Origin of the sequence: Allorhizobium sp. Av2, assembly GCF_021462805.2 — a bacterium.
Lineage (GTDB): Bacteria > Pseudomonadota > Alphaproteobacteria > Rhizobiales > Rhizobiaceae > Allorhizobium > Allorhizobium vitis_G.
Map to the genome: position 1 here is coordinate 366,909 of NZ_CP192698.1, position 25,526 is coordinate 392,434.

The 25,526-nt window shown below is 56.9% G+C and carries 18 protein-coding genes; 16 read left to right on the forward strand and 2 right to left on the reverse strand.

The features are described from left to right. The first annotated feature begins 1 nt into the window (after position 1). The 5 genes from FS819_RS25380 to FS819_RS25400 all read left to right on the forward strand — a co-directional run bounded on the left by FS819_RS25380 (position 2) and on the right by FS819_RS25400 (position 8,056). Entirely contained in the window at positions 2 to 712 is a 711-nt protein-coding gene (locus tag FS819_RS25380) for a DUF624 domain-containing protein (RefSeq protein WP_156551219.1), read from the forward strand. Between the two features lie 48 nt (positions 713 to 760). Then, positions 761 to 2,041, forward strand: coding sequence for an ABC transporter substrate-binding protein (locus tag FS819_RS25385; RefSeq protein ID WP_156551220.1), 1,281 nt, complete (start codon positions 761 to 763; stop codon positions 2,039 to 2,041). Between the two features lie 74 nt (positions 2,042 to 2,115). After that, positions 2,116 to 3,963 carry a DUF2264 domain-containing protein gene (locus FS819_RS25390; RefSeq protein WP_234624925.1) on the forward strand — a complete coding sequence of 616 codons (1,848 nt, stop codon included), beginning with the start codon at positions 2,116 to 2,118 and terminating at the stop codon, positions 3,961 to 3,963. 5 nt (positions 3,964 to 3,968) lie between these two features. Then, complete coding sequence (locus FS819_RS25395) at positions 3,969 to 5,606, forward strand: acyltransferase (protein WP_156551221.1); 1,638 nt, start codon at positions 3,969 to 3,971, stop codon at positions 5,604 to 5,606. A 512-nt stretch (positions 5,607 to 6,118) separates the two neighbouring features. Next, positions 6,119 to 8,056 (forward strand): methyl-accepting chemotaxis protein, encoded by a 1,938-nt coding sequence (locus FS819_RS25400; protein ID WP_156551222.1) that lies wholly within the window; start codon positions 6,119 to 6,121, stop codon positions 8,054 to 8,056. A 157-nt stretch (positions 8,057 to 8,213) separates the two neighbouring features. Here FS819_RS25400 and FS819_RS25405 read toward each other — a convergent pair whose 3' ends face one another. Further along, positions 8,214 to 9,224, reverse strand: coding sequence for an ABC transporter ATP-binding protein (locus FS819_RS25405; RefSeq protein ID WP_156551223.1), 1,011 nt, complete (start codon positions 9,222 to 9,224; stop codon positions 8,214 to 8,216). A 185-nt stretch (positions 9,225 to 9,409) separates the two neighbouring features. On the opposite strand from FS819_RS25405, the gene FS819_RS25410 reads away from it, so the two are divergent. The 5 genes from FS819_RS25410 (at position 9,410) to FS819_RS25430 (ending at position 16,913) form a co-directional block, all read left to right on the forward strand. Beyond that, positions 9,410 to 10,705 (forward strand): extracellular solute-binding protein, encoded by a 1,296-nt coding sequence (locus FS819_RS25410; protein ID WP_156551224.1) that lies wholly within the window; start codon positions 9,410 to 9,412, stop codon positions 10,703 to 10,705. Positions 10,706 to 10,856: 151 nt separating this feature from the next. Continuing rightward, the gene (locus tag FS819_RS25415; RefSeq protein ID WP_156551286.1) at positions 10,857 to 11,699 is read left to right on the forward strand and encodes a carbohydrate ABC transporter permease; all 843 of its coding nucleotides are present in this window, start codon (positions 10,857 to 10,859) and stop codon (positions 11,697 to 11,699) included. Further along, positions 11,696 to 12,538: a carbohydrate ABC transporter permease gene (locus FS819_RS25420; protein ID WP_156551225.1), complete on the forward strand. Its 843-nt coding sequence runs from the start codon at positions 11,696 to 11,698 to the stop codon at positions 12,536 to 12,538. The genes FS819_RS25415 and FS819_RS25420 overlap by 4 nt, the downstream gene beginning before the upstream one ends. A gap of 33 nt (positions 12,539 to 12,571) precedes the next feature. Then, positions 12,572 to 15,595, forward strand: a complete 3,024-nt coding sequence (locus FS819_RS25425; RefSeq protein WP_156551226.1) for an alpha-mannosidase — start codon at positions 12,572 to 12,574, stop codon at positions 15,593 to 15,595. Between the two features lie 79 nt (positions 15,596 to 15,674). Beyond that, entirely contained in the window at positions 15,675 to 16,913 is a 1,239-nt protein-coding gene (locus FS819_RS25430; RefSeq protein ID WP_156551227.1) for an ROK family transcriptional regulator, read from the forward strand. Here the strand turns inward: FS819_RS25430 and FS819_RS25435 are convergent. Beyond that, positions 16,882 to 17,814, reverse strand: a complete 933-nt coding sequence (locus FS819_RS25435) for an ROK family transcriptional regulator (RefSeq protein ID WP_234624926.1) — start codon at positions 17,812 to 17,814, stop codon at positions 16,882 to 16,884. The two genes, FS819_RS25430 and FS819_RS25435, sit on opposite strands and share 32 nt — an antisense overlap. 481 nt (positions 17,815 to 18,295) lie before the next feature. Between FS819_RS25435 and FS819_RS25440 the strand changes: the two genes are divergently transcribed. From FS819_RS25440 to FS819_RS25465, 6 genes are all read left to right on the forward strand, one after another. After that, complete coding sequence (locus FS819_RS25440) at positions 18,296 to 19,237, forward strand: MurR/RpiR family transcriptional regulator (RefSeq protein WP_156551229.1); 942 nt, start codon at positions 18,296 to 18,298, stop codon at positions 19,235 to 19,237. A gap of 37 nt (positions 19,238 to 19,274) precedes the next feature. Next, a complete protein-coding gene (locus FS819_RS25445; protein ID WP_156551230.1) occupies positions 19,275 to 21,155 on the forward strand; it encodes a dipeptide ABC transporter ATP-binding protein in 1,881 nt (626 codons plus the stop codon). A gap of 43 nt (positions 21,156 to 21,198) precedes the next feature. After that, positions 21,199 to 22,749 (forward strand): glutathione ABC transporter substrate-binding protein GsiB, encoded by a 1,551-nt coding sequence (gene gsiB, locus FS819_RS25450; RefSeq protein WP_156551231.1) that lies wholly within the window; start codon positions 21,199 to 21,201, stop codon positions 22,747 to 22,749. Between the two features lie 83 nt (positions 22,750 to 22,832). Then, positions 22,833 to 23,753 (forward strand): glutathione ABC transporter permease GsiC, encoded by a 921-nt coding sequence (gsiC, locus tag FS819_RS25455; protein WP_156551232.1) that lies wholly within the window; start codon positions 22,833 to 22,835, stop codon positions 23,751 to 23,753. A 7-nt stretch (positions 23,754 to 23,760) separates the two neighbouring features. Further along, entirely contained in the window at positions 23,761 to 24,654 is an 894-nt protein-coding gene (gene gsiD, locus FS819_RS25460; protein WP_156551233.1) for a glutathione ABC transporter permease GsiD, read from the forward strand. Between the two features lie 24 nt (positions 24,655 to 24,678). Next, on the forward strand, positions 24,679 to 25,497 hold the full coding sequence (locus FS819_RS25465) for a M55 family metallopeptidase (RefSeq protein WP_156551234.1): 819 nt from the start codon (positions 24,679 to 24,681) through the stop codon (positions 25,495 to 25,497). Positions 25,498 to 25,526: the final 29 nt, after the last annotated feature.

Genomic DNA, 25,526 nt, shown 5'->3' on the forward strand with positions numbered 1-25,526 from the left:
GATGCAATGGTTGGAGGCCATCTGGACGAAAGAGGGAAAGGGCATCGCCAAGGATGCGCCGAAGCGCACCGGCCTTGCGCTGTTTTGCGAGATCATCGGGCGGGAATGGTGGGAACTGGTCAAGCTCAACCTTCTGTTTCTGGTGGCCGCGCTGCCCATCGTCACGCTTCCCGCTGCGCTCTTTGCCACCGCCAGCGTTTGCCGCTCCATGGTGGAGGACCGCAACGTCTATCTGTTGCGTGATTTTATCGAAGCCTTTCGTCGCTATTTGGCGGTGGCGACGGCGTGGGGTCTGGCAACCGCTCTGGCGCTGTGGATTGGTTTTTGTGCCATCTCAACCTATGGCGCCCAAGTGCGCGACAGCCTGATCTACGCGGGTCCCCTCGCTGTCAGCCTTGTCGCAACCGGTTTTGTGGGCGTGTGGTCGGCGCATTTCATTGTGCTTGCGGTGATGAGCAAGCGTGGTGTCCTGGAGATCCTACGGCTATCGGCGCTGGCAACGCTTCTGCGGCCCTTGCCGACGATGGCGGCGCTGATGTTTGTCGCAGCACTCTGGCTTGTGCATGTGCTGCTCTACCCGGTTTCCGTCTTCATGCCGGCAATGATCAATTTTTCACTTGGCATGTTCGCTATTTCATTTGGCGCGCATCGGGCGGCGGTAATGGTTCTGAACAGGCCTGATGCGGCGTATCGGACGACTAAAATATTATAGGCAGCGCTGGGAGGCGCTGACGACGAAACACTCAGGGAGGAGAACAGAATGTACAGGCAGAAATTTGGGATATCGCTGACCATTGCCACTGCGGCACTGGGAATGGCCACAGTCATGGCAGGCGGCGCGTTCGCACAATCGGCAGCCCCCGTCACCTTGAAATGGGCGCTGTGGGACTGGGACAAGGTGGCCTATTACAAGCCGCTGATCGAAGCCTATCAGGCCAAACATCCAAATGTGAAATTCGAGCCGGTGGATCTCGGTTCGCAGGACTACACGCAGATGATCGCCACCCAGCTGACCGGCGGTGCCAAGGATATCGATGTCGTCACCATCAAGGACGTGCCTGGTTACGCGACCCTGGTGCGCGCCAAATCTATCGGCGATCTCTCGGGCTTCATGACCGAGCAGAAGATCGACAAAGCTGGATATGGCGGGCTTATCGAGGAGCTGAGCATTGACGGCAAGGTCTATGCCCTGCCCTTCCGCTCCGATTTCTGGGTGGTCTATTATAACAAGGACATTTTTGACAAGGCAGGCGTTTCCTACCCGACCAATGACATGACCTGGGCGCAGTTCGACGAGCTCGCCGGAAAATTGAAGGGCGGCATGGGGGTCAACAAGACCTATGGCGCATTGCTGCACACATGGCGTTCGACCGTCCAGCTTCCAGGCATCATGGATGGTCAGCATACGCTGGTCGGCGGCGATTACGCCTTTCTGAAGCCCTGGTACGCGCGGGCGCTGAAGCTTCAAAAGGAAGGGGCGATCCCGTCCTATGCATCGCTCAAAATCTCCAATACCCACTATTCGGCACTGTTCTTCAACGGGACGGTCGGCATGTTGCCGATGGGGACCTGGTTTATAGGCACGCAGATCGCCAAGGTAAAATCCGGCGAATCCAAGAGCAAGAATTGGGGCATCGTCAAGTTCCCGCACCCGGATGGCGTTGCAGCTGGCACAACGGCGGCGCAGATTGCGGCCCTTTCGGTCAATAACAACTCAGCCCACAAAGAGACGGCGCTTGACTTCATCAAGTTCGTGACTGGAGCTGAAGGTGCGGCAATCATTGCCGATACGGGAACTTTGCCCGCGGTGCGCACAGACGATGTCAGCACCAAGATCACCTCGCTGCCCGGCTTCCCGCAGGACGAAAATAGCAAGGCGGCGCTTAAAGCGGGCAAGTCCTATCTGGAAATGGCGGTCAGTCCCAATGCGGCAAAAATCGAGGTCGTGCTAAACCGTGTGCATGACGCGATCATGACCGATAACACGTCTATCGACGATGGCCTGAAGGAGATGAACGACGGCGTCAAGGCGATCAAATAGTCCACAACAAGCCTGGCCGCAGGTTCACACCTTCCTGCGGCCAATTCATTTGAATCAATTCATGGATATCGATTGTGGTTTACGATCCAGCCCAGGCCAACCCGCTCTACAGCAACCCCTTGCGCAGCCGCGATGATGTGGCGAAAGCTCTGCTCGACCTGTTCATGCCGCTCCTGCCTTATTTTTCGCAAGGTGGCGCACGGGTAAGGCTTGGCGCATCCGGCGCGATCTTCGATCATGCGGCTGCCGATCTCGAAGGTTTTGCCCGACCGCTTTGGGGCATCGCTCCCTTTGTGGCGGGCGGCGGCGATTTTCCGCATTGGGATCTTTACCGGCGTGGCCTGGCCCATGGTACCGATCCGCAGCACGAAGACTATTGGGGCGATGTCTCTGACCGTAACCAACGGTTGGTGGAGCTTGCCGCCATCGGCTTTGCGCTCGCCATGGTGCCGCAGCATATCTGGGAGCCTCTGGACGATGCCGCCAAGGCCACCGTCTCGGCCTATTTGCTCAAGGCCAGAGATCGCGAATACGTCGATAACAATTGGAAATTTTTCCGGGTTCTGGTCGATCTGGGATTGGAGCGGGTGGGAGTAGAATTCGACCACGCCAAGACCATTGCCTATCTCGATGAGCTGGAAGGATTCGATATCGGTGATGGCTGGTACCGCGACGGACCGGTGCGTCGGGTGGACCACTACATTCCCTTTGCCATGCATTTTTACGGGCTGATTTATGCCGTGCTTGCTAATGACGACGAGGCCCGCAAAACCCGTCTTCGCGACCGCGCAACGGTCTTTGCCAAGGATATCCGCCACTGGTTCGGCCCGGATGGTGCTGCGCTTGCCTTTGGGCGCAGCCAGACCTACCGTTTTGCCGCTGGCGGTTTCTGGGGCGCGCTTGCCTTCGCAAATCTTGACGCGCTGCCATGGGGGGAGATCAAGGGCTATTACATGCGCCATATCCGCTGGTGGTCGGCATTGCCGATTGCCGACCGCGATGGCGTGTTGTCCGTCGGCTACGGCTATCCCAATCTGCTGATGAGCGAGAGCTACAATTCGCCCGGTTCGCCCTATTGGGCGCTGAAATTCTTTCTCCCGCTGGCCCTGCCTGCCGATCACCCGTTCTGGCTGGCGCAGGAAACCGAAGCGCCGTCCTTCAACGCGCCTGTGCCGCTCGAAAAGCCGGGCATGGTGGCCATGCACACGCAGGGCAATGTCGTCATTCTCGCCTCCGGCCAGGAACATGACAAGATGCGTGGCTCCAACGAGAAATACGCCAAATTCGTCTATTCGACCCGCTATACCTTCAATATCGAGGCCAATGATCGCCATTTCGATGCGGCCAGTTTTGATGGCATGTTGGGCCTGTCGGATGATGGCGTGCATTTTAGGATGCGCGAGACGCTTGAAGAGGCGATGATTGCCGGTGACAGCCTCTATTCCCGCTGGAAGCCCTGGGCAGATGTGACCGTCGAAACTTGGCTCGTGCCACAAAATCCCTGGCATATCCGCATTCATCGGATCACAACGCCGCGCAGCCTGATGACCAGCGAAGGCGGCTTTGCCATTGCCCGCGCCGACTTCAACCGCGACCGTATGGAAGAAAGCTCTGGCCGCGCGGTGTGGTTCGGGCAAACGGACATCAGCGCCATTGTCGATCTATCCGACAACCAACGCACCGGTCGCGCCCATGTGCCGATTGCCAATACCAATCTTTTATGGGCAAAAACCAACCTGCCGCAATTGCGTGGCGCAGTCGAACCAGGCCAAACCGTGCTGGTGACGGCAGCCTTCGCCTTGCCGCTGGGAGATGACGCAGACGAGGCGCTTGCCACCCCGCCTACTTGCCCTGATCTCGAGGTGTTGGAGCAGCAGTTTCGAGACGCTGGACGCCGTGTCGCGGCCTTCGATATTGGCTAAGCGTCATGAGCAGGGATAACCACGCCAACGAGGAAGCGGCATCCTTGCTCCGCCATCGGCTCAATATCCTCACCTGGGAAAGGAACACGCAGGATATCGAGGGCGCGGCCCATCAGGCACGACTTCGCCAGCTTCAGACCTATGCCGGTGCAACATTTTCTCCGGGTGTTTATGTGGCGGAAAAGGCTGAAATCCATACCGACAGGCTGGTGATGGGCGCTGGCTCCTGGATCGCCGGTCATGCGCTGGTGCGTGGCAATATCGAGCTTGGCGAAAACGTTTCAATCAATGCCTATGCCTGCATTTCTGGCCGGGTAAGGGTGGGAAATGGTGTGCGGATTGCCTCTCATGTCAGCATTGTCGGTTTCAATCATGGCTTCGATGATCTCGAAACGCCGATCTACCGCCAGCCGCTGACATTGCTTGGCATCGAGATTGGCGACGATGTCTGGATCGGCGCCAATGCGGTTATTCTCGATGGCGCCCGGATCGGTAGCGGTGCAATTATCGCCGCCGGTGCCGTGGTCTCGAAAGACATCCCACCACAGGCCATCGCTGGTGGCGTACCGGCCCGCGTGCTGCGGATGCGCGGCAAAGACACGACGTCTCCCCGCAAAACGGCGGCGGTCGAGGCCGCGCTTGCCGCAATCGATACTGCTGCTTCGGCCTGTTGGCGAGCGGTTGTCGAGCGATACCGTGTCGGGGATGATTACAGCGCGCCGGATGCAAGCGGCAAGCCTGTGACCAGCATTCGCCATCTCTGCGACGCCATCGAAATTGCCGCAGCCTTCGGCGATATCGGCTCGATGTTCGATGTCGATGCCACCATCGCCCGCCTGCAAGCCGTTCAAGACCCCGAAACCGGGCTTTTCCCAGACCCTTATCGTGATGCGCAACAGCCACTGCATCACGATCCGGTCGCCTTGTACAATGTGCTGGCCGTTGGATATGCACTTGAATGCCTGGGATCAGCGCCACTCCACTCTTTCCGGTTCATCGAATGCATGAGTGCAGGTGATCTCGTGCAATGGCTGGATGAGTTGCCCTGGCAAACGCGCGCCTGGCATTGCGGCGCGACCGTTGACGCCATTGCCACGGCCTTGCATTTCAACGGCCTCTATTTTGATGCAGACGCCAACCGACACAGTTTGTTTGGCTGGCTGAGCCTCAACTGCAATCCAACATCCGGCCTTTGGGGTGCGGAAACACCGGAGGAAGGGCTGTTGCAGCCGGTCAATGGTTTTTACCGGCTGACGCGCGGCGCCCATGCGCAATTTGGCATACCGGTTCCTTATCCGGATGCCGCCATCGATTCCGTCATCGGCAATTACCGGGCTCATGACGGATTTCGTGGGCAAGGTTTCAATGCCTGCAATCTGCTCGACACGATCCACCCGCTGCTGCTTTGCCTGAAGCAGACATCTCATCGTCGCGATGAGGCGATGGAGATCGCAACCGACATCATTCTGCAACTTCCGAGGCTGTGGCAAGACGGACAAGGCTTCCCCTTCGCAGACGGTCATCCACCCGGTTTGCAGGGAACGGAAATGTGGCTCACGACCTGTTGGCTTGCAGCCGAACTGTTGAACCTCTCCAGCAGCCTGTCATTCAAGCCACGAGGCATCCACTTGTATCGCGCGTGAGACCGCCTCAGATCCGCCTCCAGCTTATGTTGAGGCATATGATGTGGAATGGCACTATCGCATCGATCCATTTATCAATCGGACCCAGCCAATTTCTGTGGCGGTAAAAATTCGCCTTATATCCTAATAGTTGAAATTGGACGTCGTTTTTACTTATTCGTGATCCGTTACTATAAATAATACTGTCGAAAAATTCTCAATTAACAAATTTTAAACAATTTAATCCGAATATTCGGATATCGGAGTACATGTCAAGTTCGCCATGATGGCGCTACCATCTCTGTCACACTTGTAGATGTGTCCTTAGCATCGCGTTCCGCCGTGTTCGGCAACGGTTGAAAACGTACCGCAATCAATCGCGGTCGCGTCGTCGCTGGATAGCTGCAAACATTCTTCTCATCTGACCGTATTGACGCTCCAGAAACCTGGACGATGGCGGCCGTTTGTCCTCACCTTGTCACCTGTTCGGCTGAAGCATGCCGTTTCAGAGGGCCTGTTCCATGGAGCTTGCCATGTTCGCATTCAACAATTTCAAGATACTGACGAAGATTTCGCTGGCGTTCACTTTGTTGGTTATTCTCAGTATAGCGATCTGCGTTATCAATATTACCGGGCTCAATAGCCAGAATCGGGCTGTTGCCATGACGGAGCACACTTATAGGGTGCTTTCGACCCTTGATGCTATCTCACAAGCCATGGTCGATCAGGAAACAGGACTTCGAGGTTACCTCATTTCCGGTACCGAGGCATTTCTCGCACCACAAAAAGCAGGACAAGCGGCCTACCGTAAGGCTTTGGCCAGTGTCAGAACTCTGACATCCGACAACCCGGTGCAGCAGAAAAGACTGGACGATCTCGACGGCTTCGCGTCAACCTGGACCAACGATGTTCTGACGAAGGAAGTGGCTCTGGTGCAGAATCCATCGACGCGTGAGCAGGCGCTCGCGATGGAATCGGCAGGTGCCGGTAAAACTGCCATGGATGCCATTCGGTCGAAAGTCGCTGAAATGGCGGCCGAAGAACGTGATTTGCTTCAGAAACGCAATAACGAAACAAACGCGGCGGCCCAATCCACAAGCCTGAGCAACTATATTACCAGTGGCCTGACAATCAGTCTGTCTATATTGGCGCTCTGGGCGATTTTTGTCGCGGTGATCAAGCCCATCCGCAACATCAATCTTTCCATGAACAAGCTTGCCAATGGCGACCGGGATAGCACGATACCGCATGCCGAGCGGGGTGACGAGATTGGCGAAATGGCTGGCGCCGTGGAAGTCTTCAGGCAAAACGCCATTGAACGCGTCCGCCTTGAGCAGGAGACGGAAGCCAATCGTTCCATAAGCGAACGGGAACGCATCGAACGCGACAAACAGAAAGCACAGGAAGCTGCTGACGTTCAATTTGCTGTCGATAATATTGCAACCGGTCTTGCGGCGCTATCCGACGGGGATGTGTCCTATCGGATCAGCCAGCCCTTTACCCCAGCACTCGACGGTGTTCGCAATGACTTCAATTTGTCTGCTGAAAAATTAAAGTCGGCGCTGAGCCGTGTCGCTCAGAATGCCCATGGCATCGGCGCGGGCACCAATGAAATCCGGTCTGCCGCTGATGATCTTGCCAAGCGGACTGAACAGCAGGCCGCTGCCGTGGAAGAGACCGCCGCAGCCCTGGAGCAAATCACCACCGCAGTCACGGATTCTACCAAGCGCGCCCAGGAAGCGGGTAATCTCGTTGCCCGGACCAAAGCCGGAGCCGAACATTCCGGTGAGGTGGTTCGCAAAGCGGTGATTGCCATGGAGCGGATCGAGAAATCATCGGGGGAAATTTCCAACATTATCGGCGTGATCGATGAGATCGCCTTCCAGACCAACCTTCTGGCCTTGAATGCGGGCGTGGAAGCCGCACGCGCTGGCGAGGCCGGCAAGGGTTTTGCCGTTGTTGCACAGGAAGTGCGTGAACTGGCGCAGCGCTCGGCAAATGCGGCCAAGGAGATCAAGGCCCTGATCAATACGTCGAACCAGCAGGTCGAGGAGGGCGTACAACTGGTTGGAGACACCGGAAAAGCTTTGGAGACCATCGTCGCCGAAGTCCAGGAGATCAATCGCCATGTATCAGCGATTGTTGACGCTGCTCAGGAGCAGTCTTCCGGGCTTCAGCAGATCAACACCGCCGTCAATCAGATGGATCAGGACACCCAGAAGAACGCAGCGATGGTGGAAGAAACCACGGCAGCAAGCCACAGCCTTGCCAAGGAAGTCACCTCGCTCAACGATCTACTGGCGCAGTTCAAGCTTTCCGATACGCAATACCAAATTTCCAGCCCACGGCCAGCGAGCGTGGGTGACAAACCAACGACATCTCCTGTCCGTGCGCTCGGTCGCAAGATTGCCTCGGCCTTCGCCGGCAATGCCGCGGTCGATAACAGTAAGAGCGATTGGGAGGAATTTTGATGACCCCAACGTTCAAGCCTGTCGATATGGCTTGAGACGACTGTCTTCGTAAAGTTCGATTGACGGTTCAATATCAGGATACGGCCCACCCGCGACATATGCGGGTGGGCTCTTGTTCGTTCTGGGGCTCATTTAAGACGAAGATTCGCCCACGTTTCTATATCCGCTTTTGAATTGACCTACCGCTCTCATCGAACCGGTGAAGGCATCCTTCCATTGGCTTGGCGCTGATGATTTCGCCGAGCCTTGGTTGATGGCTACCGCTGGTGCGGATGAGCAGCTTTCCGTAGAGCGCGGAGTCGATGGTCATGAACGTATCGCTTCCAAGGCATTCCGCAACCACGACGGGACCGCTCCAGGCGTCATGGTCTTGGGAAAGCACCAGATGCTCTGGTCTTACGCCAATGGTTGTTGCACTGTGTCGCTGGGCCGCCTCGCCCGACACCAAATTCATTTGTGGCGAGCCAATAAAGGCGGCGACAAAGAGATTGGCTGGCCTGTGATAAAGCTCTAGCGGCGTGCCCAACTGCTCAAGGACGCCCTTGTTGAAAACGGCAATTTTGTCAGCCATGGTCATGGCTTCCACCTGATCATGGGTGACGTAAATGGTTGTTGCTTTCAATCTCTTCTGTAATTCTCGAATTTCCGAGCGCATTTGCACCCGCAGCTTAGCATCGAGATTGGAAAGAGGTTCATCAAACAGAAAAACCTTCGGGTCGCGCACAATCGCTCTGCCCATGGCAACGCGCTGACGCTGCCCGCCTGAAAGAGCTGCGGGCTTGCGCTTCAGGTATGGTTCCAGCCCCAGGATCTCAGATGCCTTTGCCACGCGCGCATGAATGTCTGCCACAGAATGCCCCGCGAGCTTGAGGGCAAAACCCATGTTCTCGGCCACGGTCATATGCGGATAGAGCGCATAATTTAGAAACACCATGGCAATGTCGCGTTCGCGTGGGCTGAGGTCATTGATGCGGATACCATCAATGAAAATATCGCCGCCTGATACCTCTTCCAAACCCGCAATCATCCGTAGGAAGGTCGATTTACCGCAGCCGGAAGGTCCAACCAGCGCCAGGAATTCTCCGTCCCCAACCTCTAGATCCACACCGTGGATGACCTCCAAGGCCCCGTAATGCTTGCGTAAATTTTCAATCCGCACCACAGCCATGATTTCCTCCCAGACAAATCGCTTGACGCAAAACAAAAGTGATTTAATCTATTTCGTGCAATCAGGGAAGATGCCTGTTGGAGGAGACAGCGGGTGTCGGATGGTGACGCAGGGCGGAGGCTTGCCCGCGATTGAGGGTTTTAACGCATGGCACTCAACGGCATGCGACTTTGGGAGGAAGGCACATGAAAAAGAACAGGCATGCGTTGACGCTTGTCGCGCTGTTGGTCGCCCCAGTGGGCGGGAATGCCAGTGACATGATCACCGGTGACACGGTTGGCCCGGCTGACGCGCCCAATAAAATGACATTCCGTATGACGACCGACGGCCCGCGCAATAATGATCCGGTTGTGGCTGAAGGCTATGGCAAGCTGTTCAATCAGTTTATTGCCAAGCACCCCGGCTGGCGCATTGAATTACAGATGATGACGGGGGATATCAGCCAGGAGCAGGCCCGCATGGTCGAGCAGGCCAAGTCGGGAAATGCGCCCGACTGCGCAGCCGTGGACTCCTTCGTGCTGCCTGTTTTTAAAAAAGCCGGCGTGCTGAAGTCCTTCTCGCCCTATTTCACCAAGGATGAGATCGACCAGCTTTTCCCCTTCATTCGCGAGGGCGTTACCGGAGCTGACGGCCAGATTTATGCCTGGTGGTGGTCGACCGATCTGCGGGTTCTCTATCGCAACAAGGAGATCATCCCCGATGCGCCGCAGACATGGGACGACACCAAAAAGGCTGCGCTGCACTCCGTGAAAGAGGGCATGGAAGGCATTCTGTTCAACGGCTCACGCTATGAAGGCACCACTTTTGACTGGCTGGCCAATTTCTGGGCTGAGGGTGGCAAGCTGGTCGATGAGAGTGGCAAGCCGATCTTTGGCGAGGGTGCTGAGCGGGAAAAATTCGTCAAGGCGGTGAATTACTATCGCGACCTGGTAGAGTCAGGTGCTGCCCCCAAGCGGGTGGCCACCATTGGCAATTATGATGATTTCAATGCCGCCGCTGCAGCCGGCACCACGGCGCTGTTTGTCGGTGGAAATTGGCAATATGGCCAGTTGCAAGCCGCTCTTGAGCCGGAAGAACTGGCCAAATGGACCTTCTCGCCCCTGCCCGGTCCCACCAAGGATCAGCGATCGACCGGTACGGGTGGCTGGACGGTTGCCTCTTTTGCCTCCGATCCGGCAAAGGTAAAAATGTGCGCCGATCTGGCTCGCGATGTCTATATGGGACCTGCCAATGAGGTTCAGGGGCAGCTGCCAACCCGCGCAGATCTCTATGAAAAGTATAAAATCTTCTCCTCTGACATCAACAAGGCTTTCTCGGAGGCATTGAAAGTCGGTCAGGCCCGGCCCGGTGCGCCTGTCTATCCTGAAATCTCCAATCAGATCCAGATCATGATGGGCAAGGTGCTGACGGGAACGCAAGCCACGGATGCGGCTGTCGATGAAGCCTTCAAAGCTTCGCTTGCGGCATTTGACCGCCATTAACCGCCTCTTGAGACTGCGGAGCCAAAGGGCTCCGCAGCGCTTTGTGGTTTGAATCCAAAAGGTGCACTCCATGGCAACAATCAGCTTGCAGGCAGGCAAACAGACGGGTGCCGCCCAAAGCCGTCACCGACCGAAGGCAGCGCCCTGGCTTATGCCGCTGATTTTGGTGCTCGGCATTTTCTACCTTTATCCAGTTCTGGATGTGCTGCGCCTTGCTTTCACCAAAGCCACCCTGCTCGGGGATGATGGTGGCTATACCATCACAACATTGATCAACACGCTGACCCGCGCAGAAATTCCGCAGATCCTGTGGGTCACGCTCACCTTCACGGCGGGTTCGGTTCTGGCGCAGCAGCTCTTTGGCCTTGTGATTGCATTGGTGGTGGTGCGGGCGGAAAAGCGCGGTCTATTCGGGGCGACAATCCTGCGAACCACGGCGCTGATTGCCTGGGTGGTGCCGGGCATTGCAGGTGGCATTATCTGGAAAATGCTGTTTAACGAAGCTCCATTTGGCGGGTTGAACAGCCTGCTCCGGCTTGTGGGGGCTGGACCCGTACAATGGCTCTCCGATCCCAACCTCGTGATGTGGTCGGTGGTTTTGTCGAATGTCTGGCGCGGAACCGCCTTTTCCATGGTGGTGATGTATGCCGCCATCAAGGCGATTGACCCGGTACTTTATGAGGCTGCGGCGGTGGATGGGGCGCGGGCCGATCAGCGACTTCGCTATGTCACCCTGCCCCAGTTGAAGTCGGCCATTCTGGTCAATCTGATTTTGATCACTATCCAGACCCTCAACACCTTCGATGCGATCATCTCGCTCACGGGTGGCGGACCGGGACGGGCGACCGAAGTGCTGTCGCTCTATACGTTCAATGTGGTGTTTCGCAATTATGATCTTGCGGCGGGCGCTGCGCTCTCCATCCTCATGCTGGTGATCTCGCTGGGGCTTGCCTTGATCTACGCCGCCTTCCTGCCAAAGGGAGATGACCAATGAAAGCCCGCACAAGTGAGCGTCTCGGCGATGCGCTCAGCTATATTTTCATGGTCATCACCTTTGCTTTTTTCGCATGGCCGCTGCTGTGGCTTTTGTCTTTGGCGCTCAGAACCCGCAAGGAAGTGTTTCTGGGTGTCACCCGCTTCATTCCGAAAGCGCCGACGCTGGATAATTTTGCGATGATCCTGTCCTCGGACAAGTTCATCTCCTACCTGTGGAATGCGCTGAAGCTGTCGTGCTTGTCGGCGGCAGGTTGCCTGATCGTTGCCCTGCCTGCGGCCTATGCCTTTTCGCGCTTTCAGTTCAAGGGCAAGGGCGCGTGGATGATGGCGCTGTTGTCGGTGCAAATGATCTCCCCGCTGGTGATCATGGTGCCGCTTTACCGCTATATGGCGGCGATGGGCCTGCTGGACAGCCATTTTGGCACCACCATGGTCTATGTGGCCCTTGCCGTTCCGGTTTCCACCTGGATTTTGAAAGGCTCCATCGACGGCATTCCCAAAACCCTTGATGAAGCGGCAATGATGGATGGCTGCACCCGGTTTGGCGTGTTTATCCGTGTCATCCTGCCATTGTCCACGCCCGGCATTGCCTCGGCCTTCATCATCGCGGTCATCAGCGGCTGGTCGCAATTTCTGGTGCCGTTCCTGCTGATTACCAAGGAATCCCTCACCCCGATTGGCGTCGGCATTTTTCAATATGCCGGCACACAAAATGACTCCTCCATCCAACTTCTCGCGGCGGCCTGCCTTGTCTCGGTGGTGCCTGCCATCATCGCCTTCCTCTCGCTCCAGCGCCTTATTCTGGGCGCGATGACCGCCGGAGCCGTGAAGGGCTGAACCCATCCTGTTGAAAGATTTTAGGAAATTATCATGAGCCTGACTTATACCCAACGCCTTGAACGGATCGAAGTTCGCAACGCAGAATTCCAGTTCTGGCGCGCCCGCAAAACAGTTGAGCTGACCGGCTGGAGTTTCAATGGCCAACCCATTGCCGTGGGTGAGGCTTGGCCACATAAGACCCCGCCGATTGGCTTCACGGCAGATGTGACCGTGCCGGAAGGCTGGCCGCTGGCAGATACCTATCTTTATCTCAACCTCGGCGGCGAAAGCCTGTTGAGCATCACGGCGCAAGATGGTTCTCTCAAGCGCTACGGGCTGGACCCCTATCACCGCGAATTTGCAGCCCCTTCGCAGAGCTTTTCGCTCCATGCGCAATCCGTTCCGCGCCTGCCGTTTGGTGAGCCGGTACGCGCACCAAAGCTTGAACGGGCGGAGCTGTTCTGGATCGACCGTTCCGTGGATCGCATGGGACTGCTGATGCGCCAGATTGCCGAAGCGCTAAGGGTGCTGCAAGGCCATGATGTGGTACCTTATCTGCTGGATGCTGCCGAACAGGCCTTTTACGCCATCGATTGGCCATCAGCGACGGCAGACTATGTGGCGCGCACCGCCCCTGCGGTGATGCAGCAAAAGATCTGGCAGCTTCCAGAGCTGAAACCCGACCCCGAAGGCCTGACGGATGCCCAGCGCGCCAAACTGGATCAGGCCTATGAAGCGCTGATGGCGCGCCTGGGTGAACTCCGTGAACGCTTCCCACCACAGGGCAAGGTGGCATTGACCGGCCATGCCCATATCGATCTGTGCTGGCTGTGGCCCTATGATGAAACACGCCGCAAAATGCGCCGTACATTCCATACGGCACTGTCGATCATGGAAACATCGAAGGATTTCCGCTTCAACCAGTCAACCGCTCATTATTACTGGCAGCTGGAAGAGGATGATCCTGAACTGCTCGACAAAATCGTTGATCGCGCTAAGGACGGTCAGTGGGAAACGCTGGGCGGCATGTGGATTGAGCCGGATACCAATATGCCCACTGGCGAAAGCCTGACCCGGCAAATTCTTTACGGTCAGCGCTATTTCGAGAAACGATTTGGCACGCGCCATAGCGTGTGCTGGCTGCCGGATTGCTTTGGCTTTGCCGGAGCCCTGCCGCAGCTTCTCAAACAGGGCGGAATGAAAAGCTTCTTCACCATCAAGGTCAATTGGTCCGAGAGCAACCATATCCCCGCCGATCTGTTCTGGTGGGAGGGGCTGGATGGCAGCCGGGTGCTGGCTCACTCGTTCGACAATCCCATGGAAGGCTATAACGGCTTTGTGCGCCCGGATTGCATCACGCCAACCTGGAAAAACTATCGCCAGAAAGACCGCCACGATACAACGCTGCTCTGCGTCGGCTATGGCGATGGCGGCGGCGGCCCCAGCCCGGAAATGGTGGTGCGAGAAGAACAGCTTCGTGTTTTCCCCGCCATCCCGGAAGCCCGCTGGTCCCGCGTGCATGACTTTTTTGAAGACGCCCATGCGATGGCCAAAACAACGCCCGTTTCCGTGTGGAAAGGCGAGATCTATCTGGAACTGCACCGCGCCACGCTGACCACGCAAAGCGCCATCAAAAAACTGCACCGCAAGGCCGAGCGCAGCCTGATTACAGCGGAAACTCTGGCATCCCTTGGCCATCTTTTGGGGGCCGCCAAACCACGCTCACTGGAGCCAGAATGGCGCGTGGTGCTGAAAAACGAGTTCCACGACATCCTTCCAGGCTCGTCGATTGCCGAGGTTTATGTGGATGCGAAAGCCGAACTTGAACAGGTGCTGGCGGATGGCGCAGCTGCGCAAAAAGCCGCCGTCGATGCCATTCTTGCGCAATTGCCTGATGGTAACGATGGCGCGGTGATGGTGATCAACCCCACGCTCAGCCCCCGGCCAATCCGCCTGACACTGAGTGATAGCAGCATAGCGGCTGACGGCATGGTACCTGCCCTTGGTGTGAGGGTTTTGCCCGCCAGCGCTCTTGGCCCCAAACCGGGCCTGAAAGCCACCCAAAACACGTTGGAAAATGACATCATCAAGGTGACGCTGGCCGACGATGGCTCCATCGCCTCTATCCTGCACAAAGCATCCGGCCGCGAAGCGGTCGAGAGTGGAGCTAACCGGCTGTTTGCCTATACGGCAGATAAGCCGCGCAATTGGGATGCCTGGGATGTGGAAGAGGATTACGGCCAAAAATCCGAGGAGTTAAGCGGATACGAATCCATCGAACTTGTCGAAAACACCGCCCACCGCGCCGCGATCCGCATCAAACGTCGCTGGCGTGATTCCACCATTGTGCAGACCTTGAGCCTTGCGGCCAACGCCCGCCGTCTCGACATTTTCACCGAGATCGACTGGCACGAACGCCGGGTGATGCTGCGCACCGAAAATGGCGTGGCCGTCAGCGCAGCCCGCGCCACCTGTGAGGTGGCCTATGGCGTGGTGGAGCGCCCCACCCATTCCAACACCTCGTGGGATGAGGCGATGTTTGAGGCACCGGCGCATCGGTTTATTGATCTGTCCGAACCGGGTTTTGGCATGGCTTTGCTCAACGATGCCAAATATGGCCACTCGGCCCGTGGCAATGTGCTGGGCCTCTCCCTGCTACGCTCGCCCATCTATCCCGATCCGCTGGCCGATGAAGGGTATCAGTCCTTCACATATGCGCTGATGCCTCATGAAGGCACATGGTATGAAGGACAAGTGCGCGAGGAAGCCGATGATCTGAACCAGCCGCTGATTGCTATCCCTGTGTCAGATAAAGCAACAGGCGAATGGTGCCCGTTGCAAGCGGCAGGGCTGGAGGTCGCTCTATCAGTCATCAAACCTGCAGAAGATGGCGATGACTTGATTGTGCGGGTGTATGAGCCAGCCGGTCGCCGGGGCAGCTTCGAGCTTAAGCCGTGTGAAGGCTGGACTGTGAGCGGAGCACTCAGCATTTTGGAAGAACCCATGGAAGCGGTGGACGCGGACGCGCTAAAACCCTTTGAGGTGAAGAGTTGGCGTCTGTCGAAAACCGCTTGAAAATGCTTTCGTCCCGCACGTCTATAGTGCATGGTTTCCTCGCTGCCGCAGCCCGGCAGCGAGGAGATTGACGATTACGATGAGTTATTCCGGAGCCAATGGCGAACAGGCTGCAGCCCTCAACAGGGCCATCATCCTGAACGCCATTCACCGTGGTGGGCCAATCTCGCGCACCGAAATTGCCAAGCTTTCGCGCCTGACAAAGCAGGCTGTCACACGCATTGTCGATAAGCTGCTGGATGAAGGGCTGGTGATGGAGGCGCGCCGCCGGCAAGGCTTGCGCGGCCAACCGGCCATCGAGCTGGAGATTGACCCTGAGGGGGCCTTTGCCATCGGAGCCAATATTGACCGCGATCACTTGACGATTGTGGCGGTGGATGCCGTCGGCAACGTGCGCGGGCGGATTCATCATGAAGCCCGTTTTTTGTTGCCGGATGCGTTTGTGAAGCTGATGGAAGATGCGGTCTCGTCTTTCCTGCGCCGCAAAGTTATTCGTGAATCGAGGCTTGCGGGCATTGGCCTTGCCATTCCCGACTGGCTGGGCGAGGTGCAGGTGATTGGCCTGCCAGACGCCTATAGCCAGTGGAGCGGTTTTGACGTGCGCGCCGCGCTGTCGCATATTACCGACCATCCCATCTATATCGACAATGACGCCAATGCGGCAGCCTTGGGTGAGATTGAATATGGGCTGGGCACCGAAATGCGCAGTTTTTTCTATATTCTCATCTCCGCCTGTCTTGGCGGTAGTCTGGTGATTGACGGTATGCGCCACAAGGGCGCAGGCGGGCTGGGCGGCGAAATCGGCTGGCTGCCCACGGCGGTGACAACCGGCCCCTTTGCCGGGGAAACAAGGCCATTGGGCGATATGCTGTCAATGTTCGTGCTGCTCGACTATCTTGCCGACAACGGTTTGGATGTGGCGACACCTGCGGATCTGTTGACGCTGGATGCACGGGGACGCGCCCTTCTCAGCGGTTGGCTGAAGAAAATGGCCATCAACCTTGCCGAAGCCGTCAGCGACATCGGAATGGTGGTGGACCCTGATGGCATTATTCTGGGGGGACGCTTACCCGTGCGGCTGATTGATGAATTGCTGCTCTACGTGCATGAGGAAATCAGCGGCCGGGGAGCCTTGGCCCCAAGCTTACACCGTGCGGCGGCGTCTGAAGATGCCGCAGCCCTTGGCGCTGCCGCCATGGCGCTCGCAGACCGGCTCTGTCTTCCCTCTGCCGATCCCGCCCATCTCAGCCGCTCACCGTTGACGACAGCGATCCGGCCTTCACCGATCAATTCGATTTTGGCAGCAGCAGTTCGATAAACGGTGCTATTGCAGCACCATAGGCGGCGTCGCGGTCTGGAAAGCTTAAAGGGCGTACGGGCGGAATCCAGGCTGCGGGGACAAAATATCGCTCTTTGCCCAGCCGAGCTTCAGCGATTTTTTCAATCAGCCGATCAATCACATTGGCGGGCAATTGTCCGCCTAGCAGCATGGCGCCTGGTGATATGAAACCCGCGATAGTGACAACGCCGTCCAGAAGGCGGCTGGCGGCTTGTTCAATCCAGCGCTCAACCTCACTTTCACCCCTTGCAGCAATGAAAGCCCTGTAAGACGCCGCACTCGCCATCATATCCAGCGTACCTTCCGCCAGGCCGGGACGCATGGCACCAATCGCGCCTGCTCTGCCATGGGTGCCGCGATAAAAACGGCCATTGATGATCAAGCCCGCCTGTACCTGATCATCAATCAGCACCACAACCAGCCCGCCTTCCGGTTCGCCTATGCCAAACAATCTCTCTCCGGCCAACACCGCCTCGGATTTGGACAGGGTAAAGCTTGGCAATTCGCCAAAAGTTGATGTGAATGCATCATCCTTGTCTGCATTCATTACCACGCCGACGCCGATGGGGGCGGGAAAGCCCATCTCTGCCCCCACAATCTTCTGAACAGCAGTAAAGAAGGCTTCATCTTGATCAAAGCGCTGATAAAGCACCCTATCACCGGCGAGATTGCACAAAGCAAGGGAGCCGCCATTCTGGCAACGCTCAACACCAAGACCGTAAGCGCCGGATGACACAAGCGCAAATTCAGCCGCTTTATAGCGTGTAGTGGTCTGGCGATTGCCCTTGCACACAAGGCCTGCCGACAGCAGCCGCTGGAGAATGCCGGTAATAGCAGGCTCTGTGAGCTTGAGCCTTGCGGCAAGCTCCTGACGTGTCATCGGCCCTTCTCGCAGCAAAAGCGCAGAGACAGCGCGTCCGTTATGATCTGCGATATCTTCAGGACTGAGGCCCTGAGCATCGCGATCCTCCACGGGCCGGACCGTCTGATGCCTTACAAGTCGTCGTCCCACACTCAAACGTCCATCGGTCGGGTTCATTGCAATTTTTGCTGTCAGTTAACACAATAAAGCAAATAGGCTTTGCTCAATACAGTCAATCGCACTGGGCCAGCAAGAATTCCTCTGTAAGCTGGAAAATCTTATCGAACCAGACATCAGCCGGTGATGCAGATGACACCGATCGCTGCCATCAGGCAATTTGCAGGCTTTTGCGCTCAGAAATGACCGCAGCGCCACAAGGTTTTTGCATAAAAATAACGCACAACGCATGCCTGCCTAGAATTACACCGAAATTCGCTTGAACGATTGAAAAATATCTATACTGAGACTCGCATGATATTTTTTAATCAGGACTCGCATCTTGGACACTGAAAGCCTGACATCTTCCCAAGAGCGCATGCCGATGTCGCAGCGGATCATTCAGGCCACGCTATCGCCTGCCCACCGGCAGATCGCAGATTACGTGCTGGATTATCCGTTGCGCGTTGCCGCCATGCGGGCTGAGGAGTTGGCCGAGATCGTTCATGTGTCGGTTCCCACTGTCAATCGCTTTGCCCGTGCCCTGGGGTTTGCTGGATATGCGCAATTTCGCGCTGATCTGGTGCTGGGTTACGAAACCGCTTTGGCGCCTGTGGAAAAATTGCAACGACGGTCGCATGCGGCAACCAGCCCCGCAGACGTGTTTGCCAACAATCTGGCCATGATAACCAGAAACATTGAGAGAACGCATCAGGCTCTCGATACCGAGACGCTATCGCGGGCTATCGGTCTCATCTTGTCCGCCCGCCGCATTTCCATCATTGGCCTTGGCAGCAGCGCCTGGCTTGGCGGCCTTTTGCAGCGGCGGTTTGATCTGTTTTGTGATGATGTTCGCCTGCTGGCAACTGTCGAGGGTGCATCCTTCGCAGCGCGGGCTTTGCGCAATGTTCGCGCCGGTGACCTTGTCATCGCCATCGCCTTTCCACGTTACATGGCTGATACTGTTACGCTGGCAAAACGCCTGCGCGATGCCGGGGCCGATGTTCTGGCGCTGACCGACAATGCCAGCTCGCCGCTGGTAGCCCATGCCACAATGACGCTGTTTGCGCAGGTCGAGAGCGATTATTTCGCCAGCTGCGAAGCCAGCGCGCTGGCCTTGATCGAGTCCCTCTCTGCCGCCGTGTCTTACGCCTCAGGTCGCTCCATGCAAGCCGCCACCCAGCTTGTTGATACCGTGCTTCCCTATCTGCACAGCGGCCCAAACCACCCTCATCGGACATCGGCGAAACCGTCAGTGGAAGATGACGACCCCGAGCTTGACTGATGCATTCTCTGCCCCTTTCTCATTGAGACGATCTGCCATGACCTCTTCTGCGACCCTGCCCCAAACCGCACCCTCTCTGCTGGACAATCAGGTTCTGGCGGTCGATGACCTCACCGTATCCTTTGCCACATCCGAGGGCAGGATACAGGCCGTGCGCAACGTCAGCTTTGCGGTTGGCCGGGGTGAAACCCTTGCAATTGTGGGTGAATCCGGCTCTGGCAAATCCGTCACCTCGCTGGCGCTGATGCGGCTGATTGAGCATGGTGGTGGACGGATTGATAGCGGTGCCATGCTGTTTCGCCCCAGCAATGGCAAGGTGCTGGATCTGGCAAAAGCCGATACGCCGACCATGCGCAGCATTCGCGGGGCGGATATTGCCATGATCTTTCAAGAGCCGATGACGTCGCTCAACCCGGTGTTTACCGCAGGCGAACAGATTGCCGAACCCATCCGCCTGCACCAGAAGATGAGCGAGGCGGGCGCTAAATCAGAAGCGCTGCGGATGCTGGATCTGGTGCGCATTCCAGAAGCCAAACATGTGTTTGGCCGCTATCCGCATCAATTATCCGGCGGCATGCGCCAGCGGGTGATGATTGCCATGGCGCTGGCCTGCCGCCCTTCCCTGCTGATTGCCGACGAGCCGACCACGGCGCTGGATGTCACCGTGCAGGCGCAGATTTTGCAGCTGATCCGCCAGCTTCAGGACGACATGAACATGGGCGTGTTGTTCATCACCCATGATATGGGTGTGGTGGCCGAAATTGCCGACCGCGTGCTGGTGATGCGCCAAGGCGAAAAGGTCGAGCATGGCGCGTCTAAAGATGTGTTCGAGCGCCCGAACCATCCCTATACCAAGGCCCTTTTGGCCGCCGTTCCTCGTCTCGGGGCCATGGCGGGCACCGATGGTCCGCGCGCCTTTGATCTGGTGGGGGCCGATAGCACCCAGACCCATGCAGAACAACCTCCAGCACGGTTTGATCTGCCTCCGATTTTGAAAGTGCGTGATCTGGTCACCCGCTTTGACGTTCGGCGCGGTTTGTTCAACCGGGTTGATAGCTCGGTTCATGCGGTGGAAAAGGTAAGCTTTGATCTGCATGCTGGAGAAACCTTGGCATTGGTGGGCGAATCCGGCTGCGGCAAATCCACCACGGGCCGTTCACTCTTGCGTCTGGTCAACAGCCAGAGCGGCAGCGTGGAGTTTGATGGCCGCAATGTTCTTGATCTTCCGGCCAGCGAGTTGCGCGGTCTTCGCCGCAGCATTCAGCTGGTGTTTCAAGACCCCTTCGCCTCGCTGGACCCAAGGCTGACTGTCGGCTTTTCCATCATGGAACCACTGCTGATCCACGGCATTGCCAAGGGCGAAGAAGCGAGACAGCGCGTGGCATGGCTGTTGGAACGGGTGGGTCTGTCGGCTGCCCATTCTGAGCGCTATCCGCATGAATTCTCCGGTGGCCAGCGCCAGCGCATTGCCATTGCCCGCGCCTTGGCGCTGAACCCGAAAGTGGTGGTGGCCGATGAATCGGTCTCGGCGCTGGATGTGTCCATTCAGGCGCAAATCGTCAATCTGCTTTTGGAATTGCAGCGTGATCTGGGCATTTCCTATCTGTTTATTTCCCACGACATGGCCGTGGTGGAGCGCGTCAGCCACCGGGTGGCGGTGATGTATCTGGGGCAGATTGTTGAGATTGGCCCGCGCCGGGCGATTTTTGAAAATCCGCAGCATCCCTATACCAAAAAGCTGATGGCCGCCGTGCCAATCGCCGATCCGGCCCGTCGCCATTTGAAACGGCAATTTGCTGTTGAAGACCTGCCAAGCCCAATGCGCAAGAAGGGCGATGAGCCAGTGGTAGAAGCCTTGCACGAGGTATCACCCGGCCATTTCGTCGCAAAGCACAGCGTTGGCGCGTTTGAAATGTAATTCACCACTTACCGAACTGACCTAACCAGCACAGGAGATATTGATGAAGCATAGATTTTCTTCCCGGCTCGCATCTGCCACGGTCTTGGCAGGCATTCTCACTATTGGTGCGGGACAGGCACTTGCCGCTGGCAGCGTGGTTCTGGCCCTCAATACGCAGGCTGAAACGCTGGACCCCTATAACACCAATACAACGCTGACCACCGCTGTGACAAAGTCCTTCTATGAGGGCCTGTTTGGCTTCGACAAGGATTTGAAGGTGCAGCCGGTTCTGGCAACGGGCTACACTGTCTCTGATGACGGTCTGGTCTATACATTCAAGCTACGTGACGGTGTAAAATTTCAAGACGGCACTGATTTCAATGCGGATGCCGTGAAGGTCAACTTTGACCGTGTGCGCAACCCGGACAACAAGCTGTCTCGCTTTAACCAGTTCAACCAGATCGACAAGGTTGAGGTTGTCTCGCCGCTTGAAGTGCGCATCGCGCTGAAGCAGCCCTTTGGCCCGTTCATCAACTCGCTGACCCATGCCTCTGCTGCGATGATTTCTCCGGCAGCACTGACAAAATGGGGCAACAAGGAAATTGCCTTCCATCCGGTTGGCACCGGCCCGTTCGAATTTGTCGAATGGAAGCAGACCGATTACGTCAAGGCCAAGAAGTTTGATGGCTATTGGCGCAAAGGCTTCCCGAAGGTCGATGAAATCACCTGGAAGCCAGTGCCAGACAACAACACCCGCGCTGCCATGTTGCAGACGGGCGAAGCTGATTTCGCCTACCCCATGCCCTATGAGCAGGTGGCAACGCTGAAGCAGAACACAAAGCTTGAGGTGACGGTTTCGCCATCCATCATCGAGCGCTATGTCAGCTTCAACATGCTGCAAAAGCCGTTTGATGACCTGCGCGTGCGCCAAGCCATCAACTATGCCATCAACAAAGAGGCCCTTGCCAAGGTGGCGTTTAGCGGCTTTGCCAAACCTGCCGAAGGTGTAGTGCCAGAAGGCGTGCTTTACGCCCACAAGATTGCTCCATGGCCCTACGATCCAGCCAAGGCACGCGCTTTGTTGAAGGAAGCTGGCTATCCGAACGGCTTTGAATCCACCCTGTGGAGCGCCTACACCACCACCACGGCGCAAAAGGCCATTCAGTTCCTGCAACAGCAATTGCAGCAGGTTGGCATCAAGGTTACGCTTCAGGCGCTTGAACCCGGCCAGCGGGTAGAATGGGTGCAGACAGCTCCCGATCCAAAGACCGCAAAGGTGCGGATGTATTATGCTGGCTGGTCATCTTCGACCGGCGAAGCCGATTGGGCATTGCGTCCGCTGCTGGCCACTGAGGCTTGGCCGCCAAAACTGAGCAACACGGCCTATTACAGCAATCCTGTTGTGGATGATCTGATTGCCAAGGCGATGAAGACCACCAAGGAAGACGAGAAGAAGACCTTCTACGCCGATGCACAGGAACAGATCATGAAGGATCTGCCCTGGGCACCGCTGGTGACCGAAAACAATGTTTCGGCTGCGGCAACGAAGCTTGAAGGTGTCTACGTCATGCCGGATGGCAATATCGACAGCTCGAACATTGCGCTCAAGTAATAAGACGTCCTGAAAACGCGATCCCGGCGCTGATCTAGCGCCGGGACATCCAATCTTCCCTGAAGGCTTTCGCTGCGGTTGCCATGTTCAATTATTTTCTCAAGCGCCTGTTCGGGCTGCTGCCCACACTTCTGATCGTCGCCGTTCTGGTGTTTCTGTTTGTGCATATGCTGCCGGGTGATCCGGCACGCCTTGCCGCCGGGCAGGATGCGGACGAGCAGACCGTGGCGCTGGTGCGCAGCGAACTGGGCCTCGACAAGCCGCTGCCCCAGCAATTTGTCGAGTATTTCACCCGTATGTTGCATGGCGACCTTGGGGTGTCGATCCGCACCCATCGCCCGGTATCTGTCGAAATTGGTGAGCGCTTCATGCCCACCATGCTGCTGACGCTGACCAGTATGATCTGGTCGGTGTCCGTTGGCATGATCATTGGTGTGTTTTCTGCCGTGTTTCGCAACCGCTGGCCGGATCGGCTGGGCATGACCGTGGCCGTGTCTGGCATTTCCTTTCCGGCCTTTGCGCTGGGCATGTTGCTGATGCAAATCTTCTCCGTCTGGCTCGGATGGCTGCCCACCGTTGGGGCCGATAGCTGGTGGCATTACATCCTGCCATCGATAACGCTGGGCGCAGGCGTCGCCGCCGTGATGGCCCGCTTTACCCGTGCCGCCTTTGTGGATGTGATTCAGGAAGATTTTGTGCGCACTGCCCGCGCCAAGGGGCTGAACGAAAAAGTGGTGATTGCCAAACATTGCCTGCGCAACGCGCTGATCCCGATTGTCACCATGATGGGCTTGCAGTTTGGCTTTCTGCTGGGCGGCTCCATTGTGGTGGAGGCAGTGTTCAACTGGCCGGGCGTTGGCCGTTTGCTGGTCGATGCAGTGAACCAGCGGGATTATCCGGTGATTCAGGCGCTTGTGCTGATGTTTTCGCTGGAATTCATTCTGATCAATCTTGTCGTGGATCTGCTCTACGGCGTCATCAATCCGACAATCCGTTATAAATGAGCCGGCCATGAGCAATTCAACATCTGCCGTCGTTACACAGACCAGTCGGGCTGTGCGCACCCCCTGGAGTGAGTTCTGGCGCAAGTTCAAGCGTCAGCCTGTGGCGCTTGGGGCCTTGGCCTTCATTGTCATTCTGATGGTGTTGGCCATCGCAGCACCCGTGATTGCGCCCTATGACGCCGAAAACTTTTTCGACTACGACATGATCAATGCCGGGCCGTCCCTCAGCCATTGGTTTGGCGTTGATCCACTGGGCCGCGATATTTTCAGCCGTATTTTGATGGGCGCGCGCATTTCGCTGGCCACAGGCCTGTTGTCTGTCACGCTCGGCGGCTTTATCGGCACCGTGTTTGGCCTGCTGGCGGGCTATTATGAAGGCTGGTGGGATCGCGTGGTCATGCGCATCTGCGATGTGCTGTTTGCCTTTCCGGGTATTTTGCTGGCTTTGGGCATTGTTGCCATTCTCGGCAGCTCCATGGTCAATGTGGTGGCCGCTGTTGCTGTGTTTTCTGTGCCTGCTTTTGCCAGACTGGTGCGCAGCAGCACGCTGGTGCTGAAAAACATGACCTACATTGAAGCGGTCAGAAGCGTTGGTGCATCAGACTTCATCATTCTGTTTCGCCATATTCTGCCGGGCGCTTTTTCATCGATCGTGGTCTATTTCACCATGCGGCTTGGCACATCGATCATCACGGCGGCGAGCCTTTCTTTCCTCGGTCTCGGTGCACAGCCACCAACGCCGGAATGGGGTGCGATGCTGAATGACGCAAGAGCTGATATGGTCAATGCACCGCATGTGGCACTGTTTCCAAGCCTTGCGATTTTCGTCACCGTTCTGGCCTTCAATCTGTTGGGTGATGGTCTTCGCGATGCGATTGATCCGAAAATCGACCGGAAATAACCCTCTTCTATCTTGGAGTTTCCCATGAAAATTCTCATCTCTGTCGATATCGAAGGGGTCGCTGGCGTCTATCACCCGGAGCAGACCCGTGCTGGCAATGGCGAATATGAACGTGCCCGCCTGTTGATGGCCGATGAAGCCAATGCCGCCATTGCCGGGGCTTTTGATGCCGGGGCAACAGAGGTTTTTGTTAACGATTCCCACGGCTCGTTTCGCAATATGCCACCAGATCGGCTGGACCCACGCGCCCGTGCCATTCAAGGCAAGCCGCGCTATCTCAGCATGATGTCTGGCGTTGAACTTGGGGTCGATGGCGTTTGCCTGATCGGCTACCATTCCCGTGGTCAAGGCTTTGGCATTCTGGCCCACACCATCAACAGCTTTGCCTTTTCGCGGATATTCCTCAATGGGCAGGAACTGGGCGAAGCGGGCATTTATGGCGCTCTGGCCGGGGAATATGGCGTGCCCGTGATTATGGGCAGCGGCGACGATGTGTTCATTGCCGAGAACAAAGACCTGTTTCCCAAAACCGTGTTTGTCGAAACCAAAAAGGCATCGGGCGGCATCAGCGGCGTCAGCCTGTCGCCATCGCAATCCTGCCTCGCCATTCGTGAGGGCGCACGGGCTGCGGTGCAACAGGCGGGGCAGATACCCAAATTCACCCTGGCTGGCCCCATTGCCGTGACCATCGAAACCCAATCGACCAAGCTTGCCGATCTGTTTTGCCAATGGCCGACGCTTGCCCGCACCGGCGGCAATCAGGTGGCGTTTGAAGCGCCCACGGTGGAACACGCTGTGCGCATGATCAACAGCCTATCCGCCATGTCCACCATGCTGCGCTAACGGCGGGCGATTTTTTAAAGCATTTCGAG

Excerpts from the sequence above, each read along its gene's own strand:
- FS819_RS25410 (WP_156551224.1), top strand. The coding sequence starts at position 9,410 with ATGAAAAAGAACAGGCATGCGTTGACGCTTGTCGCGCTGTTGGTCGCC.
- FS819_RS25420 (WP_156551225.1), top strand. The coding sequence starts at position 11,696 with ATGAAAGCCCGCACAAGTGAGCGTCTCGGCGATGCGCTCAGCTATATT.
- FS819_RS25445 (WP_156551230.1), top strand. The coding sequence starts at position 19,275 with ATGACCTCTTCTGCGACCCTGCCCCAAACCGCACCCTCTCTGCTGGAC.
- gsiD (WP_156551233.1), top strand. The coding sequence starts at position 23,761 with ATGAGCAATTCAACATCTGCCGTCGTTACACAGACCAGTCGGGCTGTG.
- FS819_RS25435 (WP_234624926.1), bottom strand. The coding sequence starts at position 17,814 with ATGACACGTCAGGAGCTTGCCGCAAGGCTCAAGCTCACAGAGCCTGCT.
- gsiC (WP_156551232.1), top strand. The coding sequence starts at position 22,833 with ATGTTCAATTATTTTCTCAAGCGCCTGTTCGGGCTGCTGCCCACACTT.
- FS819_RS25415 (WP_156551286.1), top strand. The coding sequence starts at position 10,857 with ATGCCGCTGATTTTGGTGCTCGGCATTTTCTACCTTTATCCAGTTCTG.
- FS819_RS25430 (WP_156551227.1), top strand. The coding sequence starts at position 15,675 with ATGAGTTATTCCGGAGCCAATGGCGAACAGGCTGCAGCCCTCAACAGG.
- FS819_RS25425 (WP_156551226.1), top strand. The coding sequence starts at position 12,572 with ATGAGCCTGACTTATACCCAACGCCTTGAACGGATCGAAGTTCGCAAC.
- FS819_RS25385 (WP_156551220.1), top strand. The coding sequence starts at position 761 with ATGTACAGGCAGAAATTTGGGATATCGCTGACCATTGCCACTGCGGCA.
- FS819_RS25395 (WP_156551221.1), top strand. The coding sequence starts at position 3,969 with ATGAGCAGGGATAACCACGCCAACGAGGAAGCGGCATCCTTGCTCCGC.
- FS819_RS25405 (WP_156551223.1), bottom strand. The coding sequence starts at position 9,224 with ATGGCTGTGGTGCGGATTGAAAATTTACGCAAGCATTACGGGGCCTTG.
- FS819_RS25400 (WP_156551222.1), top strand. The coding sequence starts at position 6,119 with ATGTTCGCATTCAACAATTTCAAGATACTGACGAAGATTTCGCTGGCG.
- gsiB (WP_156551231.1), top strand. The coding sequence starts at position 21,199 with ATGAAGCATAGATTTTCTTCCCGGCTCGCATCTGCCACGGTCTTGGCA.
- FS819_RS25380 (WP_156551219.1), top strand. The coding sequence starts at position 2 with ATGCAATGGTTGGAGGCCATCTGGACGAAAGAGGGAAAGGGCATCGCC.
- FS819_RS25465 (WP_156551234.1), top strand. The coding sequence starts at position 24,679 with ATGAAAATTCTCATCTCTGTCGATATCGAAGGGGTCGCTGGCGTCTAT.